Here is an 11,992-nt window from a genome sequence, read left to right as displayed (position 1 = left end):
GCACCCGCGCCTGGATGCTGTCGCGCCCGCTCTCGGGCTTCTCCGAGACCTTCGCGCAGTACCTGATGGAGGTCGGGCAAGGCGGCGGCAGCGAGGCGCCGGAGCCCGACCCGGAGGCCGAGGGCGTGCTGTTCGTGGTCGGCGGCCAGCCCCGCCTCGTCCTCGACGGCACCGCCTACGATCTCACGCCCGGCAGTTACGCCTACCTGCCGCCGGGCGCCACCTGGAGCCTGCGCAACGACGCGGCCGAGCCCGCCCGCTTCCACTGGATCCGCAAGGCCTACGCCCGGGTGCCCGGCATCGCGCTCCCGCCGGCCTTCGTCACCCATGAATCCGCGATCACCCCGGCGCCGATGCCCGGCACGGACGGCGCCTGGGCCACCACCCGCTTCGTCGCCTCCGACGACGTGCGCCACGACATGCACGTCAACATCGTCACGCTCCGCCCGGGCGCCTCGATCCCCTTCGAGGAGACCCACGTGATGGAGCACGGTCTGTTCATGCTCCAGGGCAAGGCGGTCTACCGGCTCAACCGCGACTGGGTCGAGGTCGAGGCCGGCGACTTCCTCTGGCTGCGCGCCTTCTGCCCCCAGGCCTGCTACGCCGGCGGACCCGAACCCTTCCGCTACCTCCTCTTCAAGGACGTCAACCGACACGCCCCCCTCGCACCCGTCCGGGCCGCCCGATGAGCGGGCGCCGGATCGTCGCCGAGCCGCTGACGGCCGAGGCCTTCGCCCCGTTCGGCACGGTGATCGACAAGGACGCCGTGGACCCGCGCCCGATGAATGCCGGCAAGGCCCGCCGCTTCCACGACCTCGCCAAGGTGGTGGTCTCAGGGGGCGGGAGCCGGGTGGTGATCGGCCATGTCGAGGCCGAGCCCTACGCGCTGCCGCTGTCCCTCGGGCTCGTGGAGCGTCACCCCCTCGGCGCCCAGGCCTTCGTGCCCCTGAACGCCGCGCCCTTCCTCGTCACGGTCTGCCCGGACGAGGACGGCAGGCCCGGCCGGCCCCGGGCCTTCCTCACCGCGCCGGGACAGGGCGTCTGCTACGCCATCAACACCTGGCACGGCGTCCTTACCCCCCTGGGCGAGGCTCAGGATTTCCTCGTGATCGACCGGGGCGGGCCCGGGTCGAACCTCGAAGAATTTGTCTTCGACGAGGCCTGGACGGTTGAGGTGCCGGATCGGACCTGAACGGCCCCGCGAACGCGCCTCGTCGCAGAGATCGTCGCTCGCCTCGGCGCGACGTTCCAGCCGCTCAAATATGTCGTAAAACACTATGTGATGTACCGAAACGTCGTATATCGATGTTTCGTGCGGGAGGGTTGGGCCCGCCTCGGCGAGGAGGCCTCATGGAGACGGTTCGCTCTGTCGGCGACGCTTGGGCGGAACGCACCGGGCTCGGATCCCGATGATGGCGCGATGCGCGTCCGGACGGAGCCGCGCGACCCGCGACGCCGTCCTGTCCCTGGACCTGCAGTTTCCGGCCTCCGAAATTCCACGCCTCGCCGGCGCCTACCGGCTCGACGCGCGGGAGCGGGCGGCCTTCGCGGCCGGCGCCCGCATTCGCGCGGGGGATTTTAGCCGCGAACACCTCGCGCCGATCTTGACCTGGAAGGTGAATGACCGCGGTCGCAGCCGCCCCTTGCGCAACAGCGACGAGGAGGTGGCCGACGCCCTGCGGACCGCCCTTCTCGCCGCGACGCCGCGCGCGGCGGTCGCGGTCCTGGTGGGACTCTCCGGCGTCGCCGTGCCGGTGGCCTCGGCGATCCTGGCGGCGGTCCGGCCCGAGCACTACAGCGTCCTCGACCACCGGGGGCTTCGGGCGCTGGGCTGCGGCCCCCGGGATATCGGCGCCCGGGCCTCGATGCCCCTGGACCTCTACCTCGCCTATCTCGGGTTCTGCCGCGATCTGGCCTGCGCCAACCAGGTGCCGTTGCACGATCTCGACCGGGCCTTCTGGCAATGGTCGAAGGCCCGCGACGACGCCGCGACCGGGCTGTTCGTGACGGGCCTCGGCGCGCGCCGGCCGGACGCCGCGCGCCTGATCCCGGCCTGAGCCCGTCCGGATCGGAGCGGCGCCTACTGCGCCGCCGCGAGGGTGCGCGCCGCATCGCGGCGCGTGAGCACGAAGAAACCGAGCGCCGCGGCGACGATGACAGCGCCGATCGCCGCCGCGACCCCCAGCACGAATCCGAACCCGCCCCGGTCGTGCAGGAGGGCGATCAGCGGCACCACGAACCCGCTCACCGTGAAGCCGAGGAAGTAGCGCACGCTGTAGGCCCTGGCGCGATAGACCGGGGGGACGTAGCGGGCCACCATCGCGTCGTTGATGACGACCTGCCCGTAAAGCGCCGCCATCGCCAGGACGAGGCCGAAGAGGAGGGGCACGCCCGTGCTCGCCGCCGCGAGGCCGAGGCCGAGCGGTTGCAGGAGGGACAGGCCGAGGAAGAGGGCCGGCAGGCTGTAGCGGTCGATCAGGCGCCCCATCAGCAGCTGGGTGAGGGCCCCGAACGCGAAGACCAGGGTGGCGACCGCCCCGATCAGCACCAGGGGCAGCCCGTCGCCGACGCGCTCGTCGACCACCTTGGGCAGGGCGATCGTGGTGATGTTGAAGGTCATCCCGCCCGCCATGATCGCGCAGGCGAACACGATGAGGAGGGGAATCGGGCGCGCGACCGAGAGGACGGGTTTCGCCCCGGCCTTGGCCTGCGACCCCTCGCCGTCGCCGGGCACGAGGGCGAGGAACGCCGTGCCGCAGGCAAGGCAGAACAGGCCCGGCACCACGAAGGCCGCCTGCCAGCCGAATCCCGAGGCCAGGAGCGCCGTCACGCCCGCGGCCGTGGCGGCGCCGACGTTGCCCCAGACGCCGTTCACCCCGAGATCGCGCCCGAGGCGCCGGGCATGCGTCACCAGCATGGTCGAGCCGACGGGATGGTAGATCGCCGAGGCCAGCCCCAGCACGCAGAGCCAGACCATGAAGGCCGTCGGGCTGCCCGCGCTCGCCACCCCGAGGCAGGACAGGCCGTAGCCGAAGAAGAAGATCGCCAGCATGGTCCGGCGCCCGAACCGGTCCGCGAGCCAGCCCATCGGCAGGGCGCAGAGGCCGAAGGCCACGAAGGCGCCGGTGGCGAGCTTGATCAGCTCGCCGTAGCTCAGGCCCGTCTGCGCCGCGATGGCGAGGACGGCGGTCGGGTAGATCAGCAGGACGAAGTGATCGAGGGCATGCGCCACGTTGACGAAGCGCAGGGTGCGGCGGGACAGGGTGTCGGCATCCATGGGCAGGCATCTCCGCGGGCGGGTTCCTGCCTACATGACCCGTTGAACGCCGTCGGGCCGAAGGTGTACGCGATCGGGCCAGGCAGGAGCGTGCAGAGGAGGGCGCCATGCGTTCGATCCGGTCCGAGGATTACCAGGCGGTCCCCCGCGCCGTCGCGGTGATGCCCAAGACCTTCGCGGCGGGCAGCCGCACGGACCGGCACCACCACCCGCGCGCGCAGCTCCTCTACGCCACCGCCGGCCTCATGATGGCCACCGCCGAGGACGGCACCTGGGTGGTGCCGGAGGGCCATGCCCTGTGGATTCCCCCCGGCCTCCCGCACGCGGTGGTCATGCACGGCGACGTGGCGATGTGCTCGGCCTACCTCGCGGTGGAGGCGATCGCCGGCTTTCCGGTGCGCGCCCGCGTCATCGAGGTCTCGGCCCTGCTGGCCGCCGCCCTGGTGGCCCTCACGGGCGAGCCCGTCCTCTACGACGAGGCCGGGCGCGGCGGGCATCTGGCCGCCCTCGTCCTCGACGAGATCGCTAAAGCGCCCGAGACCCGTCTGACGCTGCCCCTGCCGCGCGACGCCCGTCTCCGGCGGGTCTGCCTCGGGCTGATCGACAATCCTGCCTTCGCCCTCGACCTCGATGCCTGGGCCGATCAGGCGGGCCTGAGCCGCCGGACCCTGACGCGCGGGTTTCGCCGGGAGACGGGCCTGAGCTTCGGGCAGTGGCGCGCCCGGGCCCGGGTGGTGCACGCCCTGGCGCTGGCAGCCGATGGCCGGGCGCCGCGCCAGGTCGCCGCCTCGGTCGGCTACCGCAGCCTCCAGGCCCTGCGGGGGCGGACGGAAGCGCTGATCGGGGAATCCGGGGTGCGCTGAGCGCGGGGGTGAAGCGCCCGGCGTCGGTCCGCGATCGGCGGGGACCGGAGCGCGTAGGCCGCCAGGCGCGAATTGCGGTAGCGCTCGTCTGCGGTCACCTCCCGGCCGACCCAGTTCGGCAGCACGACCGGCTCATCCGCATGGCCGAGTTCGACCTCGGCCAGGATCAGACCGCTCAAGGCCCCGCCGAAGAGGTCGACCTCCCAGACATGACCGTGCGCCGCGATGCGGTGGCGGGTCTTCTCGACCCGGCTCCGGGCGGGAATCATGGCGAGCATCGCCGCGCCGGTCCCAGGTTCGATCTCCCGCTCCACTTCCCGGCGGGACGGCCCCTGGCGCCGGCCCTTCCAGGCGAGGAAGTAGCGCTCGCCCAGGCAGCGCACCCGCACCGTGTTCTCGGCATCCGTGAAGAGGTAGCCCTGCACGATGTCGACGCCGGACCGGCAATGCTCCAGCACGGCCGGATGGGCGAGGAACTTGCGCTCGATCTCGATCGCCATGCAGGACCCGACGGCAGTTGCGAGGGCGGCTTCGTGACGCACAACGGGGCCGAACACAAGGGCACCGGCTGCGGGCGTCCGCGTTGTCCCAGTCCGGTCGAGCCGCGCAGGATTTTGCGCGTGCTGTCAAACCAAAGCAATGCGGCCCCATCGGTTGCGGCGTATCGGTGCCGAAATGGCATGCGGGGGCCGCCCATGCGGGGGCCCCGAGGACACGAAGCTGAAGAAGCGTACGCCCCGCCCCCAGATCGCCGCGCTGCCGTTCCGGCTTGATGCCGACGGCCGCCCCGAGATTCTGCTGGTCACCTCCCGGGAGACCAAGCGGTGGATCATCCCGAAGGGCTGGCCCATGCGCGGCCGCAAGGACCATCGCGCCGCCGAGCAGGAAGCCTTCGAGGAGGCCGGGCTGAAAGGCCGGATCGGCAAGAAGGCGATCGGCCGCTACCGCTACGACAAGCGGCTGGCGGACGGCAGCGCGCTGGCCTGCGCGGTGACGGTCTATCCGCTCCGGGTGATCGAGGAGCGCAAGCGCTGGCCCGAGCACAAGCAGCGCCGGCGGTGCTGGTATCCGGCCGAGGACGCCGCAGCCCTGGTTCAGGAATGCGACCTCCAGGAACTGCTCCTCGCCTTTCGCGGGCCGGCCGACCGGGCGGCCCGCTGACGCTTCGGCGGATCCCGCGCGGCGTCAGCCCCGGACCGGATCGAGGGTCACGGACCAGAGCGCAGCGTCGGCGGCGTCCTTCAGCGTCACGGTCATCTGTTCCGTGCCGCCGTCGACGGCGACGTGGCCGAAGAACTGGTAGCCGGCCGCCGGAGACAGGTTCACCTGCCCCTTCGGCGGCGCCTTCACGAAGCGCAGCTGGGGCCCGAACGTGTCGTCGAGGGCGTTGGGTCCGAAGGTCCCGGCATGCAGCGGGCCGGCGACGAATTCCCAGAACGGCTCGAAATCCTGGAACCGGGCCCGGTTCGGGTCGTAGTAATGCGCCGCCGCGTAGTGCACGTCGGCGGTGAGCCAGACCGTGTTGCGAATCCCCGAATCCCGCAGGAAGCGCAGGAGATCGGCGATCTCGAGCTCCCGGCCGAGCGGCGGCCCGTCCCCCTGCGCGACGGCCTCCGAGCCGAACCTCCGGTCGGAATCGTACGGCACGACGAGCCCGAGGGGCATGTCGGCGGCGATCACCTTCCAGGTCGCGCGGGAGGCGCGCAGCGCGCGCTTGAGCCAGGCGACCTGCACCGGGCCGAGGAAGTGGGCGTCCGGTCCGTAGACGTCCTGCCGGTTCTCCCCGTTCGGCCCGCGATAGGAGCGCATGTCGAGCATGAAGACGTCGACCAGGGGACCGTACGCGATCGTCCGGTAGACACGGCCGGGCTCCGAGGGCGCGAAGCGCATCGGCATGTATTCGTGGAAGGCGCGCGTGGCCCGGACCTGGAGGGCGAGCACGTTGGGGTCGCGATAGGCCTTGCGCAGGTGCTCGGCCCGGGTCAGGGGCTCCCCCGGCCACCAGTTGTTGGTGACCTCGTGGTCGTCCCACTGCGCGAAGATCGGGATCTCGGCGTTGAGGGCCAGGACGTTGGCGTCGGTGAGGTTGTAGCGGTAGCGCCCGCGAAACTCCTCCAGGGTCTCGGCCGGCTTCGACACCGCCTCGGTGACGCGGTTGCGCCAGAGGGTGCCGTCGGGCAGGGGCACCTCAGGCGCGATCGGGCCGTCGGCGTAGATCGTGTCGCCGGAATGCAGGAAGAAGTCCGGGCGATTCCGCAGCATGGCCGCGTAGATCGTCATGCCGCCGCGGGCCTCGTCGATGCCCCAGCCCTGGCCGGCCGTGTCGCCGGACCAGCAGAACGAGACCGAGCGGCGCTCTGCGGGCGCGGTGCGGAAGCGCCCGACCTGGGGCGCGCCGAGGATCGTGGGCGCGGCGAGATCATGCAGGCGGACCCGGTAGAACACGTCCTGGCCCGGCGGCAGGTCTGTCAGGGCGACCTTCACGGTGCCGTCGCTCACCGGCAGGGCATCGGCGAATGTGCCGCCGTGGATCTCCGCGAAGCGCTCGGTGGTCGCCCACTCGATCAGTGCCCGGCAGGGCCGGTCGGCCCGTGCCCAGACGATGGCGGAGGTGGCGTCGACGTCGCCGGATTGCAGACCGTGGGTGAGGACCGGGCGGTCGGCGGCCCGGCTGAGGCCGGGGCGGAACACGCCGCCGCCGAGGCCCGCGAGGCCGGCGGCGGCACCGGCGAGGAACGGACGACGGGTCAGGCTCGAACGGGATGACCGGGACATGGCGTGGGGACTCCCTCCGGGACGGCCTCGCTATGCCGCACCCATCTGACGCCTTGACGACGCTGCCGCCCGCCTCCGACAGGAGCGTTACGTCGAGAGATCGGGTTTTAATCCCAAAACTGTGCCGCTTGCGGCAGCCTGTCACATGCCTGTATCACTAGCGGGATAGCGCACGGACGATTGTCTGACCGACACCCGGGAACCTGCATGTCCGACGCTGCCCTGCCCAACGCTGCTGCGACGTCACCCGATCTGGCGAGGCCCCCGGGCGGAGAAGCGGCGCCCCGGCGCGGGCCGCGGATGGACCACCGCATCCATCCGGGCGGCGTCATCGCCTTCCTGCTGGTCCTCGTGGGCGGTCTGACCTACGCGGTCGTCAGCCTCGTGGCCGACATGAACGCGGTCCACCAGGAACCCCTGGCGGTGGGCGCCTTCGTCCTGCTCGGGCTCGCGCTGCTCATCGCCCTGGGCTTCGAGTTCGTGAACGGCTTCCACGACACGGCGAACGCGGTCGCGACCGTGATCTACACCCACTCGATGCCGCCCCTCGTGGCGGTGATCTGGTCGGGGGCCTTCAACTTCCTCGGGGTGCTGCTCTCCTCGGGGGCCGTCGCCTACGCCATCGTCACCCTGCTGCCGGTGGAGCTGATCCTCCAGGTCGGCTCCGGGGCGGGGTACGCGATGATCTTCTCGCTGCTGATCGCCGCCATCCTGTGGAACCTCGGCACCTGGGCCTTCGGCCTGCCGAACTCCTCGTCGCACGCCCTGATCGGTTCGGTCATCGGCGTCGGCCTCGCCAACCAGCTCATGGCGCCCGAGGGCTCCGCGACCTCCGGGGTGGACTGGACGCAGGCGCTCGGCGTGTTCAAGGCCCTGCTGTTCAGTCCGGTCTGCGGCTTCGTCGCCGCCGCCCTGCTGCTGCTCGCCCTCAAGGCCACCGTGCGGCGCAAGGACCTCTACGAGGCGCCCGAGGGCGAGGCGCCGCCCCCGCTCTGGATCCGCGGGATGTTGATCCTGACCTGCACCCTCGTGTCGTTCTTCCACGGCGGCAACGACGGGCAGAAGGGCATGGGGCTGATCATGCTCATCCTCATCGGCGCGGCGCCGACCGCCTACGCGCTGAACCGCACCATGGCCGACGACACCACCCCGGCCTTCGTCGCCGCCTCGCAGAGCGCGCGGGCGGTGTTCGCCAGCCATGCGGGCAGCGGCGCCCAGCCCGACGCGGCCGCGGCCCGCAGGCAGGTGGCGGAGGCCCTGCGCTCCAAGGAGCTGAACCAGCCCGCGATCTACGCGGCCCTGGCCGCCCTGTCGGCCGACATCGCCGCGAACGTCCAGAATTACGGGGCGATCAAGCAGGTCCCGGCGGCCCAGACCTCCAACCTGCGCAACGACATGTACCTCGCCTCCGACGCGATCCGCCTGCTGCCGAAGAACGGCGCCACCTTCTCCGAAGCGGAAACCGCCACGCTCAAATCTTATACCGGGCTCCTCAACGACGGCACGCGCTACATCCCGACCTGGGTGAAGGTCTGCGTCGCCATCGCGCTCGGGCTCGGCACCATGGTCGGCTGGAAGCGCATCGTGGTCACGGTGGGCGAGAAGATCGGCAAGACCCACCTCACCTACGCGCAGGGCGCGTCCGCCGAGATGGTGGCGGCCGGCACGATCGGCCTGGCCGAACTCTACGGGCTGCCGGTCTCGACGACCCACATCCTGTCGAGCGGCGTCGCCGGAACCATGGCGGCCAACGGATCGGGCCTGCGGATGGCGACCGTCCGCAACATGGCGCTGGCCTGGGTGCTGACCCTGCCGGCGGCGATCACCCTCGCGGGCATCCTGTTCTTCCTGCTGCGACACGTGTTCTGACCGGACGAGAGGCACCGATGACCGATCCCGAGCCCGCCCCGGACGCGATCCCCGGGGACCGCCTCAGCGCCATGAACGCCGCGCTGGCGGAGTGGGCCGCCTCCTCGGCGGCCGAGAGCCCCTCGCTCATCGAACGCTTCGAGGCGATGGGATACCGGGTCCGGGGCAAGTCGCGGGAGGAGGTCGCGGAGGTGCTCAAGCACCCGCCGGCAGGGCCCTCCGCGCCCCCGGCGGACGGGCGCTGACCTCCGGAAGGCCCGGGGCGGTCAGCGCTGCCGACGACGGCGGAGCCCGATCGTCAGCGCGGCCACGAGCACGAACAGGCCGAGACGGGAGTGCAGGAGCGCGGCAGCCTGGATCAGGACGAACACCCCCGCGAACACCATCCAGGGATTCAGGGCGATCTTGCCGTCGGCATCCGTCGTCGGTGACGAGGCCCGCGAGGTGCGGCCGACCGGTGGAACGACGCGTCGGTCCGGCCCGTGCCGCTCGATCCCGTGCAGCAGGGCGCGGAAGCGGCGCAAACGGGCGACGACGGCGGATGCCCGGATCGGCCCCAAGGAGCCGCGCTCCACCGTACGCACGCTCGAGGAGGCGGCGATCATCGTCGCCTTTCGGCGTCACACCCTGCGCCCGCTCGACGACTGCCCCTACGGTCTGCAGCCGACGATCCCGCACCTGACCCGGTCCGCGCTGCATCGCTGTCTGGAACGTCGTGGCATCAGCCGACGGCCCGAGGTCGATGGTGACAAGCCGAAGAAGCAGCGCTTTGCGAGCTACGCCATCGGCTACGTCCACATCGACATCGCCGAGGCGAGTACGGCCGGGGGCAAGCTCAGGCTGTTCGTGGCCATCGACCGCACCAGCAAGTTCGCCTTCGTGCGACGGGTGGAGAGCGCCGGCAAGATGGACGCCGCTCAATTCCTGCGCGACTTCATCGAAGCGGTGCCCTGCCACATCCACACTGTCTCACGGACAATGGCATTCCGTTCACATCAGGTCAGCGGGACATCTACGACAGCCAGCACATCTTCGATCGCGCCTGCGATGAGCATGGCATCAAGCTCCGTCTGACCGAGGTGAACCATCCTTGGACCAATGGGCAGGTCGAGCGAATGAACCGCACGATCAAGGACGCGACGGTCAAACGCGACCAAGGCCGCGCGGGCGGCCGGGGCGAATCCGGACAGCGTGGCGGCCAGAAGGAGGCTCGGCCGTTTCACGGCGCGGGTCCCCGCCCCAGGCGCGGCGCCACCGAGGCGGCGATGCGCTCGACCCGCGCGAGAACCTCCGGCCGGTCGGCCCCGGCGAGGCCGACGACGCGCAGGTAGCCCCCGTCGGCGAACCGGATCGTCTGGATCACGCCGACCTCCCGGCCCGAGCGCGCGTCCTTGCCCGTCCCGCGCAGGTGCACGACGACCGCCCCGTCGCGGGTGGAGCGCTCTTCGTCCGTGACCACGACGTCCCGGACCTCGCGGATGGTGCCGAGCGCCTTGCGGGCGAAAGCGCCCTCCTGGCCGGGGGCGACCGGGACCTGCCCCAGAGCGGGCGCGACGATGACCAGGGCCTGGGTCCCCTCGGGGTCGACGTCCCTGGGGCCGTCGGTGAGGAGGAGGGCGTTGCCCATCAGGGTACGGACGGGACGGAAGCCCGCGCGGTCGCCGACCGTGTAGGGCAGGGTCGCGATCTGGTCGTCGACGGAGCCGGGCGCGCGGAACGCGATCGTCGCCAGGGCCGCCTCGACCGCCCGGTCCGGCACCTGCCGGCGGGCCGATTCGGGAACCTGTACAGTGACGAGGCCGGTGCCGCCCGCGCCGCGCACCACCGCGACCCACTTGGCGTAGGTGAGCCCGTTGGCCGCCTGGCTGCCGCGCAGGACGCGGCCCTCGCCCCCGGCCACGGGCAGCCCCTCGCTCCCACCCTTGGCGCGAAAGCCGGTGGCGCTCAGGGCCTCCGGCGTGAACCCCGTCACGAGCTGCCCGTAGGCCTCGGCCGGCATCTCCACGATGACGATCGAGGCACCCGAGCGGTGCTCGAAGCCCGCGAAAGCCTTGGCGGGCGCCATGCCGGGGGGCGGCACGAGGCCGACCGCCCCGGCCGGCGGGAAGATCGGCTCGGCGGCCCGGGCCGGTACGGCGAGGAAGCTCAACAGAGCCACCAGGCGCAGGGCGGCGCCGAATGCGTGCGTCAGGATCATGGGACTGTCCTTCGCGCGCTTCAGCGGGTCGCGACGCGGTTGACCACGAAGGTGTTGCCGGAGAACTGGACCTGTCCCGGCGCGCTCATGTGGTCGAGCATCAGGCGCAGGTTGCGGCCGAGCCGGCCCGAATCCGCGCGGGTCTCGTACCAGTACTCGGCGCTCGCGGCCCCGGCGCGCACCGGACGGTGGTGCTCGTAGCAGCGGAAGGCCGCCATGTACTCCTCGGCCGCCTGGACCTCCTGGGCCGAGAAGCCGGTGAGCTTGACCGTGTAGGCGGTCGGCAGGCCGCCACAGGCCTCCCCGGCGGGCGTGCCCGCGACGCTGCCGGCCGCCGGGGGCGCGACCGTCGGCAGGGGGGCGCCGGCATCGGCGCCGCGGCGCGGGGCGATGACCCCGTCGAGCTTCTGGGTCAGGGCGGAGGCGACGTCGGCCGCGATGGTCTTTGCCTCGGCGCCGACGCGCTCCAGCAGGCATTCGCGGTCGCAGCCCTGGGGCAGGGGCGGCAGCTGCACACCCGCCACCTCGAAGGCGCCGAGCGACTGGCCGGTGCGCACGTTGAGGAGGCGGCCCGGGATGCGCACCTCGGGCCGCACGATGTCGGAATAGGCCGATTTCGAGGCCGAGGCGTAGACCTGGAACACCGCCACCACGTCGAGCGGCGGGTTCTGCACGGCGCGGGCGACCTCGATGAGCTCGGCATCGCGGCGGCGCACGCGGTTGGGCTGGGTGAAGCCCATCGCCACGGCGGTCTCGTCGTAGACGTTGTAGCCGCGCAGGTTCATCGTCTCCGAGAGTTCTGTGATCACCCGCTGGAAGATGCGGTTGCCGCGCGGCACGGAATCCTCGTCGGCATCCTCGCCCATCACCACGACATTGGGCCTTGGCTGGGCCTGCGCGGGGGCGGCGAGACCCGACAGGAGCGCGCCGGCGAGGGCGGTGCAGAGCAGGGTGGTGGGAAAGGGCATCGAGTCTCTCCTGGGGATCGGGGTTCCGGAACGCGGGCGGATC

At 71.7% G+C, this 11,992-nt stretch carries 12 protein-coding genes and 1 pseudogene; 8 read left to right on the top strand and 5 right to left on the bottom strand.

Going from position 1 to position 11,992, the window contains the following annotated elements; all coding sequences use genetic code 11:
* From MKK58_RS19445 to MKK58_RS19435, 3 genes are all read left to right on the top strand, one after another.
* Positions 1–689: bifunctional allantoicase/(S)-ureidoglycine aminohydrolase (locus tag MKK58_RS19445; protein WP_243913938.1), on the top strand; the 689-nt coding region annotated here is incomplete at its 5' end.
* Positions 686–1,192 carry an ureidoglycolate lyase gene (locus tag MKK58_RS19440; protein WP_243913937.1) on the top strand — a complete coding sequence of 169 codons (507 nt, stop codon included), beginning with the start codon at positions 686–688 and terminating at the stop codon, positions 1,190–1,192. The genes MKK58_RS19445 and MKK58_RS19440, both read left to right, overlap by 4 nt.
* Positions 1,193–1,409: 217 nt before the next feature.
* Positions 1,410–2,057 (top strand): hypothetical protein, encoded by a 648-nt coding sequence (locus MKK58_RS19435; RefSeq protein ID WP_243913936.1) that lies wholly within the window; start codon positions 1,410–1,412, stop codon positions 2,055–2,057.
* A gap of 23 nt (positions 2,058–2,080) precedes the next feature.
* On the opposite strand, the gene MKK58_RS19430 is transcribed toward MKK58_RS19435, so the two are convergent.
* Positions 2,081–3,277 (bottom strand): MFS transporter, encoded by a 1,197-nt coding sequence (locus tag MKK58_RS19430; RefSeq protein ID WP_243913935.1) that lies wholly within the window; start codon positions 3,275–3,277, stop codon positions 2,081–2,083.
* A 107-nt stretch (positions 3,278–3,384) separates the two neighbouring features.
* Between MKK58_RS19430 and MKK58_RS19425 the strand changes: the two genes are divergently transcribed.
* Positions 3,385–4,140 carry an AraC family transcriptional regulator gene (locus MKK58_RS19425; RefSeq protein WP_243913930.1) on the top strand — a complete coding sequence of 252 codons (756 nt, stop codon included), beginning with the start codon at positions 3,385–3,387 and terminating at the stop codon, positions 4,138–4,140.
* Here the strand turns inward: MKK58_RS19425 and MKK58_RS19420 are convergent.
* A complete protein-coding gene (locus MKK58_RS19420) occupies positions 4,074–4,640 on the bottom strand; it encodes a CYTH domain-containing protein (RefSeq protein ID WP_243913928.1) in 567 nt (188 codons plus the stop codon). The genes MKK58_RS19425 and MKK58_RS19420 overlap by 67 nt on opposite strands.
* Before the next feature lie 175 nt (positions 4,641–4,815).
* Between MKK58_RS19420 and MKK58_RS19415 the strand changes: the two genes are divergently transcribed.
* A complete protein-coding gene (locus tag MKK58_RS19415; protein ID WP_243913926.1) occupies positions 4,816–5,301 on the top strand; it encodes an NUDIX hydrolase in 486 nt (161 codons plus the stop codon).
* A 24-nt stretch (positions 5,302–5,325) separates the two neighbouring features.
* Here the strand turns inward: MKK58_RS19415 and MKK58_RS19410 are convergent, their stop codons facing one another.
* Positions 5,326–6,915, bottom strand: coding sequence for an alkaline phosphatase D family protein (locus tag MKK58_RS19410; RefSeq protein WP_243913924.1), 1,590 nt, complete (start codon positions 6,913–6,915; stop codon positions 5,326–5,328).
* Positions 6,916–7,122: 207 nt separating this feature from the next.
* On the opposite strand from MKK58_RS19410, the gene MKK58_RS19405 reads away from it, so the two are divergent.
* From MKK58_RS19405 to MKK58_RS19395, 3 genes and pseudogenes are all read left to right on the top strand, one after another.
* Positions 7,123–8,784, top strand: coding sequence for an inorganic phosphate transporter (locus MKK58_RS19405; RefSeq protein ID WP_409565276.1), 1,662 nt, complete (start codon positions 7,123–7,125; stop codon positions 8,782–8,784).
* Positions 8,785–8,801: 17 nt separating this feature from the next.
* Complete coding sequence (locus MKK58_RS19400; RefSeq protein ID WP_243913922.1) at positions 8,802–9,029, top strand: hypothetical protein; 228 nt, start codon at positions 8,802–8,804, stop codon at positions 9,027–9,029.
* A 268-nt stretch (positions 9,030–9,297) separates the two neighbouring features.
* Positions 9,298–9,935: pseudogene (locus MKK58_RS19395) on the top strand (DDE-type integrase/transposase/recombinase); the annotation flags it as partial.
* A gap of 68 nt (positions 9,936–10,003) precedes the next feature.
* On the opposite strand, the gene MKK58_RS19390 reads toward MKK58_RS19395, so the two are convergent.
* The gene (locus MKK58_RS19390) at positions 10,004–10,981 is read right to left on the bottom strand and encodes a hypothetical protein (protein ID WP_243913920.1); all 978 of its coding nucleotides are present in this window, start codon (positions 10,979–10,981) and stop codon (positions 10,004–10,006) included.
* 20 nt (positions 10,982–11,001) lie between these two features.
* Positions 11,002–11,949 carry a hypothetical protein gene (locus MKK58_RS19385; protein ID WP_243913918.1) on the bottom strand — a complete coding sequence of 316 codons (948 nt, stop codon included), beginning with the start codon at positions 11,947–11,949 and terminating at the stop codon, positions 11,002–11,004.
* Between the last annotated feature and the right edge of the window lie 43 nt (positions 11,950–11,992).

Origin of the sequence: Methylobacterium sp. J-078 (assembly GCF_022829285.1) — a bacterium.
GTDB lineage: Bacteria > Pseudomonadota > Alphaproteobacteria > Rhizobiales > Beijerinckiaceae > Methylobacterium.
Note: the sequence above shows the minus strand (reverse complement) of the source record. Positions and strands in the feature narration are given on the sequence as shown.